Source organism: Thiohalocapsa marina (genome assembly GCF_008632335.1).
Classification (GTDB): domain Bacteria; phylum Pseudomonadota; class Gammaproteobacteria; order Chromatiales; family Chromatiaceae; genus Thiohalocapsa; species Thiohalocapsa marina.
The window spans coordinates 40,581-59,775 of record NZ_VWXX01000003.1 but is presented as its reverse complement, the minus strand read 5'-3'; the positions used below and the strand labels follow the sequence as shown (position 1 = coordinate 59,775).

Annotated in this window: 14 protein-coding genes and 1 pseudogene; 13 read left to right on the top strand and 2 right to left on the bottom strand. The window is 65.8% G+C overall.

Annotated features, from left to right (window positions below):
• Positions 1–496 precede the first annotated feature (496 nt).
• The 11 genes from F2Q65_RS03160 (at position 497) to F2Q65_RS03110 (ending at position 14,620) form a co-directional block, all read left to right on the top strand.
• Entirely contained in the window at positions 497–2,047 is a 1,551-nt protein-coding gene (locus F2Q65_RS03160) for a 2-isopropylmalate synthase (RefSeq protein ID WP_150090346.1), read from the top strand.
• A 44-nt stretch (positions 2,048–2,091) separates the two neighbouring features.
• The gene (locus F2Q65_RS03155; protein ID WP_246155941.1) at positions 2,092–2,994 is read left to right on the top strand and encodes a uracil-DNA glycosylase; all 903 of its coding nucleotides are present in this window, start codon (positions 2,092–2,094) and stop codon (positions 2,992–2,994) included.
• A 61-nt stretch (positions 2,995–3,055) separates the two neighbouring features.
• Positions 3,056–5,209, top strand: coding sequence for a molybdopterin-containing oxidoreductase family protein (locus F2Q65_RS03150; protein WP_150090344.1), 2,154 nt, complete (start codon positions 3,056–3,058; stop codon positions 5,207–5,209).
• Between the two features lie 6 nt (positions 5,210–5,215).
• A complete protein-coding gene (locus F2Q65_RS03145) occupies positions 5,216–6,091 on the top strand; it encodes an ATP-grasp domain-containing protein (RefSeq protein ID WP_150090341.1) in 876 nt (291 codons plus the stop codon).
• A 134-nt stretch (positions 6,092–6,225) separates the two neighbouring features.
• A complete protein-coding gene (acs, locus tag F2Q65_RS03140) occupies positions 6,226–8,172 on the top strand; it encodes an acetate--CoA ligase (RefSeq protein WP_150090339.1) in 1,947 nt (648 codons plus the stop codon).
• A gap of 231 nt (positions 8,173–8,403) precedes the next feature.
• Complete coding sequence (locus tag F2Q65_RS03135) at positions 8,404–9,237, top strand: LabA-like NYN domain-containing protein (protein ID WP_150090337.1); 834 nt, start codon at positions 8,404–8,406, stop codon at positions 9,235–9,237.
• Positions 9,238–9,271: 34 nt separating this feature from the next.
• On the top strand, positions 9,272–10,984 hold the full coding sequence (pilB, locus tag F2Q65_RS03130) for a type IV-A pilus assembly ATPase PilB (protein ID WP_150090335.1): 1,713 nt from the start codon (positions 9,272–9,274) through the stop codon (positions 10,982–10,984).
• A gap of 355 nt (positions 10,985–11,339) precedes the next feature.
• Positions 11,340–12,515, top strand: a complete 1,176-nt coding sequence (locus tag F2Q65_RS03125) for a type II secretion system F family protein (protein WP_150090663.1) — start codon at positions 11,340–11,342, stop codon at positions 12,513–12,515.
• 45 nt (positions 12,516–12,560) lie between these two features.
• On the top strand, positions 12,561–13,541 hold the full coding sequence (locus F2Q65_RS03120) for a prepilin peptidase (protein WP_150090333.1): 981 nt from the start codon (positions 12,561–12,563) through the stop codon (positions 13,539–13,541).
• Positions 13,542–13,579: 38 nt separating this feature from the next.
• The gene (gene coaE / locus F2Q65_RS03115; protein WP_150090331.1) at positions 13,580–14,197 is read left to right on the top strand and encodes a dephospho-CoA kinase; all 618 of its coding nucleotides are present in this window, start codon (positions 13,580–13,582) and stop codon (positions 14,195–14,197) included.
• Between the two features lie 141 nt (positions 14,198–14,338).
• Positions 14,339–14,620 (top strand): chromosome partitioning protein ParB, encoded by a 282-nt coding sequence (locus F2Q65_RS03110; protein WP_150090329.1) that lies wholly within the window; start codon positions 14,339–14,341, stop codon positions 14,618–14,620.
• 204 nt (positions 14,621–14,824) lie between these two features.
• Here F2Q65_RS03110 and hisI read toward each other — a convergent pair whose 3' ends face one another.
• Complete coding sequence (hisI, locus tag F2Q65_RS03105; RefSeq protein WP_150090327.1) at positions 14,825–15,265, bottom strand: phosphoribosyl-AMP cyclohydrolase; 441 nt, start codon at positions 15,263–15,265, stop codon at positions 14,825–14,827.
• Positions 15,266–15,375: 110 nt separating this feature from the next.
• Here hisI and F2Q65_RS03100 point away from each other — a divergent pair, with 110 nt between their 5' ends.
• Positions 15,376–16,716, top strand: a complete 1,341-nt coding sequence (locus tag F2Q65_RS03100) for a dihydroorotase (protein WP_150090325.1) — start codon at positions 15,376–15,378, stop codon at positions 16,714–16,716.
• A gap of 380 nt (positions 16,717–17,096) precedes the next feature.
• On the opposite strand, the gene F2Q65_RS03095 is transcribed toward F2Q65_RS03100, so the two are convergent.
• Positions 17,097–18,140, bottom strand: coding sequence for an acyltransferase family protein (locus F2Q65_RS03095; protein WP_170265491.1), 1,044 nt, complete (start codon positions 18,138–18,140; stop codon positions 17,097–17,099).
• Between the two features lie 398 nt (positions 18,141–18,538).
• Here F2Q65_RS03095 and F2Q65_RS03090 point away from each other — a divergent pair.
• Positions 18,539–19,155: pseudogene (locus tag F2Q65_RS03090) on the top strand (transposase).
• Positions 19,156–19,195: the final 40 nt, after the last annotated feature.

Sequence of the window (19,195 nt, the reverse complement as noted above, 5' to 3'; positions counted from 1 at the left end):
CCAGCCGCGTTTGCAGGTCGAGCAGCGCTGGGGTAGTGAGGCTAGAGGAGGACCGCGGATTGGTCAAGGAACCCTCCGGATGTGCAGTGGGTTTTTGTTGGGGCAGAAACGCGCTGTAGCGAGGGCGGTGCTGCCCAAGCGGCGGGATCAAGGCGGCGAGATGGTCGAGCAGCTCCAGTGGCGTGCGTGTCATCGCCGTGGAGCCATCGCGCTTAGGAGACGCTGATTTATTGGCCATCCTGGCCAAAAATCAGCACGCGGGGCCTCCTGCCCCGCACGGGAAATGCTGAATGAATCAGCATTTCCCTGAAGCTTGGGTAACCGATAGACGACGCGCTCGTCGTCAAGCAGTTACTGACGCTCAAGCGCGAATGGCGGGCGTGCTATCCGCAGCAGTCATCGGCTGTCAGCTGTCTCCAGCATCGAGTGGGTGCGAAGCGGCCCATTCGTGCTCATAATAGGTGGCATCCTGATCGCAGACGACGTGAGAGCCAGCATGAGCCGCAAAGACCGCCTGATCATCTTCGACACCACCTTGCGCGACGGCGAGCAGAGCCCCGGCGCCTCCATGACCCGCGACGAGAAGGTGCGCATCGCCAAGGCACTGGAAAAGCTCAGGGTGGACGTCATCGAGGCCGGCTTCCCTATCGCCAGCCCCGGTGACTTCGAGGCGGTGAAGGCGGTGGCCGAGACCATCAAGGACAGCACCGTCTGCGGCCTGGCGCGGGCGCTGGACAAGGACATCGACCGCGCCGGCGAGGCGCTGCGGCATGCCAACTCGGGGCGCATCCATACCTTCATCGCCACCTCGCCGATCCACATGGAGAAGAAGCTCAAGATGAGCCCGGATCAGGTGGTGGAGCAGGCCATCCATGCCGTGCGCCGGGCGCGCCAGTACACCGACGACGTGGAATTCTCGCCGGAAGACGCCGGCCGCTCCGAGATCGATTTCCTGTGCCGCGTGCTGGAGGCGGTGATCGACGCCGGCGCGCGCACGCTGAACATCCCCGACACGGTGGGCTATGCCATGCCGCACCAGTTCGGCAGCCTGATCGGGCAACTTCGCGAGCGCATCCCCAATGCCGACAAGGCGGTGTTCTCGGTACATTGCCACAACGATCTGGGCCTGGCCGTGGCCAACTCCCTGGACGCCGTGCGTCACGGCGCGCGCCAGGTGGAGTGCACCATCAACGGCCTCGGCGAACGGGCCGGCAATGCCGCGCTGGAAGAGATCGTCATGGCCGTGCGCACGCGCCAGGACCTGTTCGACTGCGATACCGGGCTGGATACCACGCAGATCGTCACCTGTTCTCGACTGGTCTCCAGCATCACCGGCTTTCCGGTACAGCCGAACAAGGCCATCGTCGGCGCCAACGCCTTTGCCCACGAGTCCGGCATCCACCAGGACGGCGTGCTCAAGCACCGTGAGACCTACGAGATCATGCGCGCCGAGGACGTGGGCTGGACCCAGAACCGCATGGTGCTGGGCAAGCACTCCGGCCGCAATGCCTTCCGCGCCCGGCTGGGGGAACTCGGCGTGACCTTCTCCAGCGAGGAGGAACTCAACGCCGCCTTCAGCCGCTTCAAGGACCTGGCGGACAAGAAGCACGAGATCTTCGACGAGGACCTGCAGGCCCTGGTCACCGACGCCATCCTGGACGCCGCCAACGAGCGCATCAAGCTGGTCTCGATGAAGGTCTGCTCCGAGACCGGCGAGACCCCGCGCGCCGACCTGGTGCTGAATGTCGACGGCGAGGAAGAGATCGGCGCCTCCATCGGCGGCGGTCCGGTGGACGCCACCTTCCGCGCCATCGAGACCATCGTCAACAGCGGCACCACGCTGCGGCTTTACTCCGTGAACTCCATCACCAGCGGCACCGACGCCCAGGGCGAGGTGACCGTGCGGCTGGAGAAGGGCGGACACATCGTCAACGGCGCCGGTGCCGACACCGACATCGTCATCGCCTCGGCCAAGGCCTATCTCAACGCCGTCAACAAGGTGCTGTTTCCACAGCAGCGGGCGCATCCGCAGAAGGGAGACGTCTAAGGGGGTCGTTTGAAGTTTGAAGGGCGAAGTTTGAAGGCTGACGGGTGAACGAATTCCGCCGGCAACACTATCTGCGAGCCATGGGGATCACCCTGTGGCGGGTGCGTACGGTGGATGGAGCGGCCGAGGCAACGCCGGACGTTGCGACCCATGCGGCGCCGGATGCAGCGAATGCTGCGGCTGAGGCCACAACGGACAGCGCGTCGGACGCGCTGCCGCAGGTCACACTGTCGGAGATTGCGCCGGCGGCCCTGGATACGGTTGCAGCAAACACGGACAGTAGCGCAGCCGCGAGGGCGAACGCCGACGTGGCCGGTATCCGGACTGGGGCCGAGACTGTGACCGGAGTCGGGCCCGGCCTTCCGACTGCATCCATGGACTGGCGGGACCTGCAGGCGGCGGTTGCCGAATGCCGCGCCTGCCGGCTGTGCGAGCGGCGCACCAACACCGTCTTCGGTACCGGAGACCAGCACGCCGCTCTGATGTTCGTGGGCGAGGCTCCGGGTCATGACGAGGACCTGCGCGGCGAGCCGTTCGTCGGCCGTGCCGGACAGTTACTGAACCGGATGCTGCAGGCCATGCGGCTCCCGCGCGAGCAGGTCTACATCGCCAACGTGGTCAAGTGCCGACCGCCGAACAACCGCAATCCCAACCCGGACGAGATGGCCGCCTGCGGACCCTTCCTGGCGCGTCAGATCGCCCTGGTCCGGCCACGGCTGCTGGTGGCCCTGGGCGGTGTCGCCGCCAACCATCTGCTGGCCACCACCGACTCCGTCGGTCGCCTGCGCGGACGCATCCACGCCTGTCAACCCGCCGGTGGCGGCGAGGGCATCCCAACCATCGTCACCTATCATCCTTCGTACTATCTCCGCCCCCACTCCACGGCGGACAAGGCGAAGGGCTGGCAGGACCTGCAGCGCGTGCTGAAGCTCCTGCACCAAGCTTGAATCCGCACCCGCGAAAACCGAATTCTCGCTCATCAAACACATTTCCAAGGAGCCACCACGCGTGACCACCGTCAAGAGCACCTGCTACGAGTGCGACGCCAATTGCGCCATCGATGTCACGCTGGACGCCGACGGCGAACCGGTGAAGATCGACGGCCCGGACTGTCCGCGCTGCTACGTCCAGCTCGACCGGCGCAACCACCCGGATCGGCTGCTGTATCCGCTGCGGCGCAGCGGGCCCCGCGGCAGCGGCCAGTTCGAGCGCATCTCCTGGGACGAGGCCCTGGACACCATCGCCACGCGTCTGGCCGGGATACGCGACGCCCACGGCGCCCCGGCGGCAGCCTTCTTCGCCGGCTACACCAAGGAGGCGCGGCCGCAACTGCAGCGCCTGGCGCACGCCTTCGGCTCGCCCAACTACATGACCGAGAGCGGCTGCTGCTTCTCCGCCACCATGGTCGCGGAGAAGGTCACCTTCGGCTACAAGATCAAGACCACCTCCACCGTGGCCTCCAACCGTACCCGCTGCCTGCTGGTCTGGTCGACCAATCCACTGGGCTCCATCCCGCCGTTCCAGTCGCACCCGCTGGCCGCGGCCAGGCCCGGCAAGCGCCTGGTGGTGGTGGATCCGCGACGCACACCGCTGGCGGAGCAGGCGGATGTGCATCTGCAGATCCGCCCGGGCACCGATGGTGCCCTGGCGCTGGGGTTCCATCATCTGATCTTCGCCAACGGCTGGCAGGATCAGGCCTTTCTGGACCAGTGGGCCAACGGCATCGAGGCCTTCCGCGACTATGTGCAGGGCTTCCCGCCGGAGCGGGTCGCGGCCATCTGCGGCATCGATGCCTCGGACCTGCGCAAGGCCGTGGAACTATACACGCAAAACGCCCCAGCGCAGATCATGCTGTCACCCACCGCAACCGTGCAGCACAGCAACGGCTTCCAGAATCACCGCGCCGTGATCCTGCTGTCCGCCGTCACCGGCAACCTGGACCGCGAGGGCGGCAACCGCTTCTTCAACGACAAGGTGCTGCCGAAGCCCATCGAGCTGTTCGATCACTGTCTCAAGGACCTGCCGCCCCGAGTCGGCGACGAGGTCTTTCCGGTCTGGACCCGCTACTGGCCCGCCGCCCAGAGCATGCTGTTGCCGGACTGCATCCTCGACGGCCGTCCGCAACGCATCCGCGGCCTGCTGGCCATGGGCATCAACACCGCCATGTGGCCCAACTCAGGACGCATGGAACGGGCCCTTGGCGCGCTGGACTTCTTTGCCGCATCGGACTTCTTCCACAACCCGGCCACGCGCATGGCCGACATCGTGCTGCCCGCTGCCACCAATCTGGAACGGCCCGCGCTGATCGCCTACCCGGGCTGTGCCTACCAGGGCGAGCTGCGCTATCGCCGTGCCGTGGTCCCACCCAAGGGCGAGGCGCGTGCGGACGGCGAGGTGTTTCTGCAACTCGGCGTGCGGCTCGGCATGTCCGAGCAGTTCTGGGACGGCGATCTCGAGGCCTCCTGGGCCGAGGCGGCAGAGGGCATTCCGGAGGACATCCGTCAGCAGATCTTTGCCAGTCCGGACGGGGTGACCGTCTATGCCCCGGCCATCGACGACCTGATCGACCACGGCTTTCTCGACGCCGACCGGCTGTATCGCCTGCGCGGCTTCAAGACCGCCAGCGGCAAGGTGGAATTCGACGCCCAAGAATTGCGGGCAGTGGGGCATGACGGCCTGCCGGTCTATGCCGAGCCAGCGGAGAGTCCCGTCTCCACCCCGGAGCTGGCACAGGACTACCCGCTGGTGCTCACCAGCGGCGCGCGCACCCGGTTCATGACCCACTCCCAGCACCAGTATCTGGAGCGCATGCGCCGCGCCGTACCGGATCCCCTGGTGGAGATCCATCCGCAGGACGCCACCCCCCGCGGCATCAGCGACGGCGATGCGGTGCGCGTGCGCTCGCCCCGCGGGGCGGTGGACTTTGTCGCCCGGGTCACTGACCGGGTCAAGCCCGGGGTGGTGCACTGCGCCCATGGCTGGAACCACGCCAACATCAACATGCTGACCGACGACCGTCATCTGGACCCCATCAGCGGCTTTCCGCCGTTCAAGTCCGGCCTGTGCCAGGTGGAGCTGGTTAGGGAACAGCGCGGAGAATCCGCTGGCGAATCCGCTGGCCGACCCGCTGGCAAACTGGCCGGCCGCCAGGCGGCGGCGTAGGCAGGCATGCCCTTTATCGGCATTCTGCCCGGACGCGAGCACCTGTTCCGGCCGCAGCCGGTGGCCGAGGTGCCGGTGAGTGATGCCGCGGCCTGGCGCCTGTGTCCGCAACACCGCCGCGTCTACGACAAGTTGTCGCTGGCGCTGGATGCCGGACTCACCGCCGCCCCCTGCGGCGTTGACCCGGCGGCCTACGGCATCGCCGCCGACACCGAGCTGTTCGTCAAACCCGTGGTCAACCTCTCCGGCATGGGGCTTGCCGCCCGTCGCGTCCGCGCCGACGCCATCCCGGAGGAACCGGGCAGCTTCTGGTGCGAATGCCTGCACGGCACGCACACCAGCAGCGATTGCCTGGTGCGCGACGGCGAGGTACGCTGGTTTGCCCATACCCGCGCGTCGGCCGCGAAGGACGCCGAGCGCCCACTGTACTGGGAAGTGGGCGCCGCACTGCCCGAGCTCGAGGCGGACATCCGCCGCTGGGTGGCCCGATGGCTGCCCGGCTATACCGGGCTGTGCAACATCGAGCTCATCGGCGGCCGACCGATCGAGGCCCACCTGCGCGGATCGAACGGCTTCTTCGACCTGTACGGGCCGCACTTCATGCCCGCCTGGGTGGCCCTGATGGACGGCACCCCGTTCCAGGTCCCGCCGGCCATCCCCGGCGGTTACGTCATTTCCGTGTTCGGCCGCGCAAGGCTTGCCCCGGACACCCTTGCCGCCGCGACCGCCGGTGGTTGCCGGGTGCAGCCGGATCCGGCCACGCCGGGCCGGGCCGCCATCCTGCGCTGCCGGACGCTGGCGACCGGCGCCGAGGCCTATCAGCGGCTTACCGGCCGCTCCCTGCCGTTGCCTGATGCCGCGGGCGACAGCCTGGGCCACTGAGCCCCGCGTGATGCTGGCAGGCTCGCAATCAAAGGTTTAGACTTGCGGGTTCGCAGCAAGCCATACCAAAGGCCGGCACGAAGGGCTGCGTCGCTTTCGTCAACGCCGAGAATCAGATCGAGGAGATCGAAATTATGTCCGAGTCGAAGGTCTACGAGGTACCCGCCGAGATCGCTGCCAAGGCCCACGTCGATGAAGAGGCCTACCGCAGCATGTACCAACGCTCGGTGGAGGACCCGGAAGGGTTCTGGGCCGAGTATGCCGATAAATTCGTCACCTGGTTCAAGAAGTGGGACAAGGTGATGGATTACAACTACGGACCGGACGATGTGCATATCCGCTGGTTCGAGGGCGGCAAGCTGAACGTCTCCTACAACTGCCTGGACCGGCATCTGGACAGCCGCGGCGACCAGGTCGCGATCATCTGGGAAGGCGACAACCCCGAGGAAGACCGCAAGCTCACCTACCGCGAACTGCACGCCGAGGTCTGCAAGCTGGCCAACGTGATGAAGTCGCGCGGCGTCAAGAAGGGCGATCGCGTCTGCATCTACCTGCCGATGATCCCTGAGGCCTCGGTGGCCATGCTCGCCTGCACCCGCATCGGCGCGGTCCACTCCATCGTCTTCGGCGGCTTCTCGCCGGACTCCCTGCGTGACCGTGTCAATGACTCCCAGTGCAAGCTGCTGATCACCTCCGACGAAAGCGTGCGCGGCGGTCGCAACATCCCGCTGAAGAAGAACGCCGACAAGGCGCTGGAGGAATGCCCCAGCGTCGACACCTGCATCGTCGTGCGCCGCACCGGCGGCGACGTCGCCTGGGCCGACGGTCGCGACATCTGGTATCACGAGGCCGTGGCCGAGGCCGCCGCCGACTGCGAGCCGGAGCCCATGGACGCCGAGGATCCGCTGTTCATCCTCTACACCTCCGGCTCCACCGGCACCCCCAAGGGTGTGCTGCACACCACTGGCGGCTATCTGGTCTACGCCGCCATGACGCACAAGTACACCTTCGACTACCAGGACGGCGAGGTCTACTGGTGCACCGCCGACGTCGGCTGGGTGACGGGTCACACCTACATCGTCTATGGCCCGCTGGCCAATGGCGCCACCTCGCTGATGTTCGAGGGCATCCCGAACTACCCGGACATGTCGCGCTTCTGGGAGGTCATCGACAAGCACAACGTCGCCATCTTCTACACCGCGCCCACCGCCATCCGCTCGCTGATGCGCGCCGGTGAAGAGCCGGTGAAGAAGACCTCGCGCAAGAGCCTGCGCATCCTCGGCTCCGTGGGCGAGCCCATCAACCCGGAGGCCTGGGAGTGGTACCACAACGTGGTCGGCGACGGCCGCTGCCCCATCGTCGACACCTGGTGGCAGACCGAGACCGGCGGCCATCTGATCACGCCGCTGCCGGGGGCCACGCCGCTGAAGCCCGGTTCCGCCACGCGGCCGTTCTTTGGCGTGGTGCCGGCGCTGGTGGATCCTGCCGAAGGCACCCTCATCGAGGGCGCCAACGAGGGCGCGCTGGTCATCACCCGCCCCTGGCCAGCACAGATGCGCACCGTCTACGGTGATCACCAGCGTTTCATCGACACCTATTTCAAGCAGTACCCCGGCTACTACTTCTCCGGTGACGGTGCTCGTCGCGACGAGGACGGCTACTACTGGATCACCGGCCGCATCGACGACGTGCTGAATGTCTCCGGCCACCGGCTGGGCACCGCCGAGATCGAATCCGCGCTGGTACTGCACGAGTCGGTTGCCGAGGCCGCCGTGGTGGGCTACCCGCATGACATCAAGGGCCAGGGCATCTACGCCTATGTCACACCCATGGCCGGCGTCGAACCCACCGACGAGCTGAAGAAGGAACTGGTGAAGCTGGTGCGCCAGGAGATCGGCCCCATTGCCACCATCGACCTGATCCAGTGGTCGCCAGGCCTGCCCAAGACCCGTTCCGGCAAGATCATGCGCCGCATCCTGCGCAAGATCGCCTGCAACGAGATCGACTCCCTGGGCGATACCTCCACCCTGGCCGATCCGGCCGTGGTGAACGACCTGATCGACAACCGCGCCAACCAGTAAGCCGCGGATACGCGCTCCGGCCTTCAGTTCAATCCCAGACCCCGACGCCGCTTGTCGGGCCTGATCCCCACCAGGGATACCCGACACATCAGCGTCTCCAGAAGGCCGGAGACTCACTGCCCACTGCGGCCCGCCTGCCGGACAACCCGCTGGCGGGTCGCAATGGCCCGCTCGGTGCCCCTGGCGCCGAACCGGTTCTAATCTCCAAGCTGCCCCGACGAGGTTTTTATCTTGCCCTCAACGCAGAGAGTCGGTGTCTATGTTGACGCCGAGAATGTCCGCTATAACGGCGGATACCAGATGCGGTACGACGTGCTGCGGCGCTTCGCCGGGCGCGAGAAGGGACTCCTGCAACGACTCAATACCTATATTGCGCACGATGCCGAGCGCGCCCGCGAAGATATCGAATACGCCAAGAAATCGCGCATGTACCAGCAGATGGTGCGCGATTTCGGCTGGAAGATCACGGTTAAATACGTTCGCCGCTACACCGACGAGGCCGGCAATGTCTCCACCAAGGCCAATGCCGATCTGGACATGGCCGTGGATGCCATGCTGCAGGCGGAAAAGCTCGACCAGGTGATTCTGGTGACCGGAGACGGCGACTTTCTGCAGGTGGTCAGCGCGCTGCAGAATCGCGGTTGCCGGGTCGAACTGATCGGTTTCAAGAACGTCTCGCGCCAGCTACAGCAAGAGGTGGATGCCTTCTGGTCCGGCTTTCTGATCCCGGACCTGCTGCCGGTCTCCTACGAGCCCCGCAACGAGTGGGGCAACGCCGGCTCGTGCGTGCGTGGCGTATGCACCAAGTGGTTTCCGGACAAGGGTTATGGTTTCCTGCGCTTTATCAACGCCATTTCGCCGGACCTCTGGATCACGGATCCGCGCGAACCCGGCTCGCCCTATGTCAGCGTCTTCTGTCACGCCAACGAGGTCGCCGCCGAGGTGACCGAAGAGATGCTGATGAACCGCGAGACCATCCTCGAGTTCTACCTCAACGAGAGCGAGCAGAAGGATAATGGCCTGGTCGCAAGCAACGTGCGCCTGGCATTCGGCGTCAACCGCTGACCTTCCCAAGCCACTTCAATCCCTTGAGTCCCCCATGGCCACCGCGACCCCACAGATCACGCCGGCGGGACTGACTCAGCGACTGATCCGCGAGCACCTGCTCTCGGAGCATCAGGCCAGCACCGCGCAACAGGAGGCGGCGCGGCGCCGCCAGCCCCTGATCCACTACCTGATCGCCGAGAAGCTGGTGGACAGCCTGAGCATCGCCACCGCCGCCTCGCAGGAGTTCGGCGTGCCGCTGCTCGACCTCGGCGCCATGACCCTGATGGAGCAGCCCTTCGAGCTGGTGGACGAACGGCTGGTGCGCAAACACCGGGTGCTGCCGATCCATCGCCGCGGCAAGCGGCTGTTCGTTGCCGTCTCGGACCCCACCAACGACCGCGCCCTGGAAGAGATCCGCTTCAACACCGGCTTTGCCGTCGATGCCATCCTGGTGGAAGAGGCGAAGCTCTCCCGCACGCTCGACCGCATCCTGGCGGCCCAGGATGCAGCCATGACCGAGATCATGGAGACCGACCTGGAGCAACTGGAACTCGGCCAGGGCCAGCCGGAGGAGGACGCGGAGTCCGACCTGCACACCGACGACGCGCCCATCGTGCGCTATGTCAACAAGATCCTGCTGGATGCCATTACCGGCGGCGCCTCGGACATCCATTTCGAGCCGTACGAGAAATATTTCCGCATCCGCATCCGCCAGGACGGCATCCTGCGCGAGGTGGCCAACCCTCCGGTCAGCATCGCCGGCCGCCTGGTCGCCCGCCTGAAGGTCATGTCGCGCATGAACATCGCCGAGCGGCGAATCCCGCAGGACGGACGCATCAAGCTCAAGATCAGCCGCAGCCGCGACATCGACTTTCGCGTCAACACGCTGCCCACACTGTACGGCGAAAAGGTGGTGCTGCGAATCCTGGACTCCAGCGCGGCCACCGTCGGCATCGACCGCCTGGGCATGGACCCGGTGCAGAAGGAGGCCTTCCTGGAGTGCATCGGCAAGCCATACGGCATGGTACTGGTGACCGGCCCCACCGGCTCGGGCAAGACGGTGACCCTGTACTCGGCGCTGAACATCCTGAACAAGCCGGACATCAACATCTCCACCGTCGAAGACCCGGTGGAGATCCAGGTGCCGGGCATCAATCAGGTGAACATGAACCCCAAGACCGGCCTGACCTTTGCCGCGGCCCTGCGCGCCTTTCTGCGCCAGGACCCCGACATCGTCATGGTCGGCGAGATCCGCGACCTGGAGACCGCCGAGATCGCGGTCAAGGCCGCCCAGACCGGCCACCTGGTGCTGTCGACCCTGCACACCAACGATGCGCCCCAGTCGCTGGTACGCCTGGCCAACATGGGGGTGGCACCGTTCAACATCGCCTCGTCCGTGCTGCTGATCATGGCCCAGCGCCTGGCCAGAAAGCTGTGCCCGCACTGCCGCCAGCCGGAAGAGCTGCCGCGCGAGGCATTGCTGGAAGAGGGCTTCACTGAAGACGAGATCGACGCCGGTATCACCCTGTACAAGCCGGTGGGCTGCGAGCAGTGCGTCAACGGCTACAAGGGGCGCATCGGCATCTTTCAGGTGATCCAGGTGTCCGAGGCCATGGGGCAGCTGATCATGGGGGGTGGCACGTCCTTCCAGCTCGCGGAACTGGCGGCCCAGGAAGGCTTTGCCGATCTGCGCCGCTCCGGGCTGACCAAGGTCAAGGCTGGCCTGCTGAGTCTGCAGGAACTCAACCGCGTGACCAAGGACTGATCCCATGGCCCAGGGCACTGCTCAGCAAGCCGCCCCGCCGACGACAACAGCGTCCGCGCAACCGCCGCCGCCCCAGACGGAGGCGGGGGTGGGGGCTGAGACCGGTCTGGTGTTCACTTGGAAGGGGGTCGACCGCACTGGCACCCGGACATCCGGTGAACTGCAGGCCGACAGCGCCGCCCTGGCACGGGCCGAGCTGCGCCGCCAGGGCATCACGCCGCTCAAGCTGCGCAAGAAGTCCGCCCCGCTGGGCGAAGGCGGCAGGCGCCGGCTCGCGCAACTGCTGCGCGGCACCGGGGGCTCCGCCGACGCCCCCACCCGGCCGGAAAAGAATGCCACCTTCGCCTGGGAGGGCATGGACCGGCGCGGCTCGCGCATCAAGGGCGAGCTGGAATCCAGCAGCGTCGCCCTGGCCAAGGCCGAATTGCGCCGGCAGGGCGTCACTCCGCTGAAGGTGCGCAAGAAGCCCAAACCCCTGTTCGGTGGCGGCAAGCGCAAGATCACCAGCAAGGACATCACCGTCTTTTCGCGCCAGCTGGCCACCATGATGGCCGCCGGTGTGCCGCTGGTGCAGGCCTTCGACATCGTCGGCCGGGGCCATAACAACCCCGCCATGCAGGACATGCTGCTGTCGATCAAGCAGGACATCGAGAGCGGCACCGCCATGGCCGAGTCCCTGAGCAAGCAACCGGATCATTTCGACCAGCTGTTCTGCAGCCTGGTGGCCGCCGGCGAGCAGGCCGGCGTGCTCGATGTGCTGCTGGACAAGATCGCCAGCTACAAGGAAAAGACCGAGTCCATCAAGGGCAAGATCAAGAAGGCCATGTTCTATCCGGCGGCGGTGCTGATTGTGGCGGTCGGCGTCACCGTGGTGATCCTGCTGTTCGTGATTCCGCAGTTCAAGTCGCTGTTCGCCAGCTTCGGCGCCGACCTGCCGGCGTTCACCCTGATGGTGATCGCCATGTCGGACTATGTCCGCCAGTACTGGTGGATGCTGGGGCTGGGCGTGGGCGGTACCGGCTATGCCATCGCCAAGGCCCACCAGAAGATGCCCCGCTTCCGCGAGGCGGTGGAGCGCGCGTCGCTGAAGATGCCGGTGGTCGGCCCGATCCTGCACAAGGCGGCGGTGGCGCGCTTTGCCCGCACCCTGTCCACCATGTTCGCGGCGGGTGTGCCGCTGGTGGAGGCGCTCGATTCCGTCTCCACGGCAACCGGCAACGTGGTCTACGCCGAGGCGATCCGCGACATGCGCGCCGAGGTGGCCACCGGCCAGAGCCTGCAGCTGTCCATGCGCCAGAACGCCCTGTTTCCGCACATCGTCATCCAGATGACCGCCATCGGCGAGGAATCCGGTGCGCTGGACGAGATGCTGGGCAAGGTCGCCGACTTCTTCGAGGAGGAGGTGGACAATGCCGTCGATGCCCTCAGCAGCCTGCTGGAGCCGCTGATCATGATCGTCATCGGCGGCCTGGTGGGCGGGCTCGTGGTCGCCATGTACCTGCCCATCTTCAAACTGGCCGCCGTGGTCTGAGCCACGGGCCTTCGGCCGAAACCACGCACGGCAGCAACATCTCCCATGCAGATCATCGACGAACTGGCCCGCATGCCCGCCCTGCTCTACGGCGCCACCCTGGCCCTGGGCCTGGTCGTCGGCAGTTTCCTGAATGTGCTGATCCTGCGCCTGCCGCGCATGATGGAACAGGCCTGGTGGGACGACTGCGCGGAACTGACCGGAACGGGGCCGGCGGCGCCCTCCGGTCCAGCCGTCGATACGCCCGGCGGCACATCGGGCAACGCCGCCGGCGACAAGGTCGGGACGCCTGCCGCTGGGTTTGCCCATAGGCAGGCCGACAGCCATGGCAAACAGCGGCTGTCGCTATCGAGACCCGGCTCGCACTGCCCGCACTGCGGCCACCGCATCCGGCCCTGGGAGAACATCCCGCTGCTGAGCTTTCTGCTGCTGCGGGGACAGTGTAGCCACTGCGGGCAGGCCATCTCCTGGCGCTATCCACTGGTGGAACTTGGCACGGCGTTGCTGTCGCTGGTGGTCGTCTGGCACTTCGGGCCGACGCCCCAGGCCGGCTTTGCACTGCTGCTGACCTGGGGGCTCGTGGCGCTGGCAGTCATCGACGCCGACACCCAGCTGCTGCCGGACGACATCACCTTGCCGCTGCTGTGGCTGGGCCTGCTGCTCAGCCTGTGGGGGGTGTTCGTCGACAGTCAAAGCGCCATCCTCGGGGCGGTCGCCGGCTATCTTTGCCTGTGGTTGGTGTTCCATCTGTTCCGCGTGCTGACGGGCAAGGAAGGCATCGGCCGTGGCGACTTCAAGCTGCTGGCCTTGTTCGGCGCCTGGCTGGGCTGGCAGTCGCTGCCGCAGATCCTGCTGCTGTCCACCATTCCCGGCGCCCTGTTCGGCATCGCACTGATGCTGACGGGTCGCAGCCAGCGCGACACCCCGATCCCGTTCGGACCCTTCCTGGCCCTGGCCGGCTGGGTCAGCCTGATCTGGGGTGATCGCATTGTCGAGGCCTATCTGCGCTTCAGCGGCCTGGCCTGAGAGGGACCTGAGAGCCCATCAGCGAGGCCCCGCATCCCATGTTCACCATTGCACTCACCGGCGGCATCGGCAGCGGCAAGAGCACCGTCTCGGCGCTGTTCCAGGCACTGGGCGCCGTCATCATCGATGCCGACGCGATCTCCCGGGCCCTGACCGCCCAGCATGGCGAGGCCCTGCCGCAGATCGCCGCGGCCTTCGGCGCGCACCTGGTGGATGCCAACGGCACCCTCGACCGCATCGCGCTGCGACAGCTGGTCTTTGCCGACGCACAGGCCCGGCAGCGGCTGGAAGCCATCCTGCATCCGCGCATCAGCGCCGAGATCCGCCGACGGGTGGCGGCGGTCACGGGCCCCTATGTCATTGTCGACATCCCACTGCTGTTCGAGACCGGACAGGCCGACCTGGCGGACCGCATCCTGGTGGTCGACCTGTCCGAACAACAGCAGGTGGAACGGGTGCAGGCCCGCAGCGGCCTCGACCCGCAGGAGATCCGCCGCATCATGGACACCCAGGTAAGCCGCTCCGAGCGACTGCGTGGGGCCGACGACATCATCGACAACAGCGGAGACAAGGTCGCCCTGCCAGCCCAGATACAGCAACTGCACCAGCGCTACCTCGAACTGGCGGCCAGCAAGGCGCGGGCACAGACGCTGTAATACAAAGGCCGTAAAACCCTTGCCCGAAAACAGGCCGGGGCTTGAACATACCCCATCTTGTGACTACGGTTGGGTCACGGGTGTCCTGACTCAGCACACATCCGTCCTGCCTCCACCCAACAGAGCCACGAGAGAAATCCCATGCCAAACACGATCGCTTCCGCAAAGACCCTTGCCGCCGGCGCAATCGTCGCCTGTCTGGCGCTGAGCACGACCAGCGTCAGCGCCGCCGAGTGCAAGGGCATGGAGAAGTCCAAGTGCGAAGGCAACGCCAGTTGCACTTGGGTCGACGGCTACAAGCGCAAGGACGGGGCCCAGGTGGCGGCCTACTGCCGCAACAAGGGCGGCAAGAAGTCCAGCGGCGGCAGCAGTTCCAGCAGTTCCAGCAGCACCGGCAGTTCCAACAGGTCCTCCTCAGGTTGACCGAAGGCCGATACCACGGCGACCAGGGGCGCAGACTGTCTGCTCGAGCAGCTCCGACAGTCTGCGCCCGGGGCGGTCGGCGCTCGGGCACATGCCTCCGCGCCCCGCCCAGCGCCGTCAGCGGCAGGTCCAGGTACGCCGCATGAAACACCCAGTGCGCCCTTGGGCTAGCGCCATCGGGGTGTTGGCCGGCACTCCAGGCCGTCACCCGTAGAGCTGGTGCGGATCGATCAACGGCTCGGCGATGACCTCCACCCGATCGCCCCGCACGGCATTGTAGAAGCAGCTTCTGCGCCCGGTGTGGCAGGCCGGGCCGGTCTGGTCCACCAGCAACAACAGGGTGTCGCCGTCGCAGTCGAGGCGCATCTCCTTCAGGTGCTGGACCTGGCCGGACGACTCGCCCTTGCGCCAGAGCGCGCCGCGGGAGCGCGACCAGTAGCAGACGCGCCCGGTGGCCAGGGTCTCGTCCAGGGCCTCCGGATTCATCCAGGCCATCATCAGCACCTCGCCAGTGTCGTGCTGCTGGGCGATGGCCGGTATCAGCCCATCGGCGCCAAGCTTGAGACTGGCACGCACCTCGGCCCAGGGCAGGCTGTCACCCAGCGCTGCGCCCTCGGTGGCCTTGATCTTGTACGCTTTGGTCATGGTCGGCAGCCCTGCTTGTGAGTATATTGCACAGGTTAGCAGACCGCCTTGGCGGGACGATACTCCCGTCGAGCTGGCGCCGTTCTTGAAACAATCGACGGGAGTTACGCATGTCGAGCCTGCTGATCACCAACGCCGATGTCGTCAATGAGGGCTGCCGCTTCGAGGCGGACCTCTTCATCGAGGACGGGCGCATTGCCGCCATCGGCAACGATCTGCAATCGCGCGGGGCGGATCGGGTCATCGATGCGGCCGGCCGGCTGCTGATCCCCGGCATGATCGACGATCAGGTGCACTTCCGCGAGCCGGGGCTGACGCACAAGGCGGACTTCGCGAGCGAGTCCCGCGCCGCCATCGCCGGCGGCATCACCAGCTTCATGGAGATGCCGAACAGCCAGCCGCCCACCCTGAGCCTGGAGCTGCTGGAGGCCAAGCACGCCCGCGCGGCCGAGGTCTCGCACGCCAACTACAGCTTTTACCTGGGCGCCAGCAACGACAACATCGATGCCATCCGCGGCGTGCGCACGGGCCAGTGCTGCGGCGTCAAGGTGTTCATGGGCGCGTCAACCGGCAACATGCTGGTCGACGACGAGCAGACGTTGGATGCCATCTTCGCCGACAGCCCGCTGCTGATCGCCACCCACTGCGAGGACACCCCCACCATCCTGGCCAACGAGGCCGAGTACCGGCAACGCTACGGCGAGGATGTGCCCATGAGCGCGCATCCGTTGATCCGCTCGGAGGCGGCCTGCCTCGCATCCTCCTCGCGCGCCGTCGAGCTGGCGCGCCGGCACGATGCCCGGCTGCACGTGCTGCATCTCACCACCGCCCGCGAGCTTTCGCTGTTCAGCCCGGGCCCCGTGGCCGGCAAGCGCATCACCGCCGAGGCCTGCGTGCACCATCTCTATTTCGACGCGCGCGACTATGCCGAGAAGGGCACGCTGATCAAGTGCAACCCGGCCATCAAGCGCCCGGAGGACCGCGACGCCCTCCTGGCCGCCGTCAGCGAGGGACGCATCGACGTCATCGGCACGGACCATGCGCCGCACACGCTGGAGGAAAAGGCCGGCACCTACTTCAAGGCGCCGGCGGGCCTGCCGCTCGTGCAGGATGCCCTGCCGTCGCTCTTCGAGCATGTGCATGCCGGTCACCTGAGCCTGGAGACCCTGGTGCAGAAGACCAGCCACGACGTCGCCGACTGCTTCGGCATCGAGCAGCGCGGCTATATCCGCGAGGGCTATTGGGCCGACCTGGCCCTGGTGGAAATGGCGGCGCCCTACACCCGCACCCGTGACCAGGTGCTGTACAAATGCGGCTGGTCGCCATTCGAGGGCCGGCAGTTCCATGCCTGCGTCATCACCACCATTCTCAATGGCGAAGTGGCCTACGAGCACGGCAGACTGAACGACCAGGTCCGCGGCCAACGGCTAGAATTTCGGCCGAACCGATGACCGCTGCACGCGTCGCTGCCGCTGGTCTGTCCCAACTGCGGCGCGGATAGGCGCATCATCGCGCAACATCGCCGAGGCCGCGCCCGTCGAGCAGATCCCCTTGGCTCTCGGTGAGCCGCACCGGCCACCCCCGATCTCGCCCGCCCGCGGACCGCCCGCCTGGCACGAGGCGCCCGAGCCGGCGTCGGACTGAGACCTCCTCGGCCAGCCCGAGCCCGACTTCGTGCCCCTTTGAGACAGGGATCAGCGCGTCTCCTGGTAGCCGCCGTCTCCTGCGGGAGGCGCTGTCGAGCGCCTTCGTCTCGCCGCCGTCCGGCATGAGATAAGCGGCAACCGTCGCGGATGATCGCTCCTCAGCCCGGTTGACCCAGAGCGTCATCTCAGGCACCGATGACATAGCGCGAGTAGCGGCCGAACAGACGCTTCAACAGCATGCTCACCGCGAGTGTTGCAAAGGCGACGCCGAGCGCAAAGACGAAGGCCGCCGGGATCATCGCCTGCGGCGCGAACGCATCGACCTGCTCGAACCAAAACAGTTTGACAGGCCCGAACTCGACCAGCAGGTGCAGGAAGTAGATTGAGAAGCTGTAGGTCGCGAACAGCGACACCAGCTTCAAGTCGTGCGCCTCGAGCGATTGAAACAAGATGAGCGCGATCAGACAGATAGACATCTTCTGCACATAGAACAGCGACTCGCTGCCGTTCAGTGGCCCCCAGGTCGGCACAGCGCCAGCGAGCCAAATCAGCCAGACCGTGGACAATACGGCCAGCACGACAAGCAATGGCATCCAGCGACGTATCAGCGCACTGAAGCTCGCGTAGTCCATCGCCGCGTAGGCGCCGATCATGTACACGGGAAAGAAGTAGATGTACTGGCCGAGGGCCAGTGTCGACCCGGTGCGCGTGCCAAGCAATGGCAGCAGCGCCGCAACCAACGTGACTGCGCCAATCCAGCGTCGCGGGATGCGTAACAACAGGGGGCTGACCAGAAATACGACTGCGATGAACGGAATGTACCAGAACTGCACCTGCGCCGAGCCGGTGAGCAAGGCGTGCCAGAGCGACGCCAGGAACGCGCCAAGATCGAAACTGCCGCCAAGGACGTCGGGCATTGCCCGCGCGACCAGCACCAGCATCGTCATCAGAATGTAGGGCGAAATGACAGTGACGAGCTTGCTGTGGTAATACCTTGCCAGCGTGAACTTGGGCGACAGGTACGAAAACATGAAGCCAGAAATGAAGATGAAGTACAGGGTGGCATCGTGAAACGCGATCTCGCGAATGAGGTTCAACAGATGCGCATCTGCTCGGTCTGAGAATTCCGACGGTGCCACCCACGTATGCACCAGCACAATGTTGATGATCGCGAAGGCCCTGAAATAATGGATATGCGCCAGAAAGGGGCGTTTGTTGGCCGGGTGCACGTTTCGTCGTCCTGGCGTGTCGGATTTAATTGTCTAATTGCGCAGGTCTGGCAGGTGTATTCCTCGCTCGCGCAACTTAGCAGGAAGCAGTTTTAGGGTGAAGCGGACCGTCGATCGGTATCATCCCCCTTTTTGGCCAGCTCCGCTATGCTCAGCGACGAACTGAACAATGGGCGCGAGGGAGTTATTGTGATTTCTGGTGTACAGCGCCGGCTTGTAGGGATGGCGTATCCTGCTGACTGATCACTTGCCCGATCACAGTCAACAGCGGTGGATACGCCGAGACCCAAGTCTACGCTGTCAGCTCTTTCACAACCAGAGATCGAAGAGGCCGATACGCTGCACGCGCTGCTGCGCCAGGCGGCACGTCAGCTGTTCGCCGAAGCGGTGGAAGCGGAGTGAGCCGTGTTCCTGGAGCCGTCTGGTCGCCATCGCCTGAAGGACGGTCGCCGTGGGGTCGTGCGCAACGGTTACCTGCCGGCGCGCACGGTGCAGACCGGGATCGGCGAGGTGCAGGTGCCGAAGGTGCGCGACCGCAGCGGCGCTGGGTGCACAAGACGGCCAACGTGCTGGAGAAACTGCCCAGGTCCGTGCAGCCCAAGATCAAGGCGGCCCTGCACGAGATCTGGATGGCCGAGACCCGCGAGGACGCCCACAGCGCCTTCGATCGGACCCTCAAACGCTTCGAGCCCAAGTACCCCAGCCCATGCAGTGCCTGGCCAAGGACCGCGATGCCCTGCTGGCCTTCTACGACTTCCCGGCCGAGCATTGGGGGCACATCCGCACCACCAACCCGATCGAGTCGACCTTCGCCTCGGTCCGGCTGCGCACCGATCGCATGCGCAACTGCGGCTCACGCGAGACGATCCTGACCATGGTCTTCAAGCGGCTTCAGAGCGCGCAGCAGGGATGGAAGCGCATCAAGGGTTTCAGGAAACTCGAACTGGTTGTCAACAACGTCCAGTTCCGCAATGGAGAGCCAATCAACGATCAGTCCGACAGGCTCGCCGCCTGAGCGGCTATAACGCAAGAAGGCTTTGAGATCTTTTTCAGGC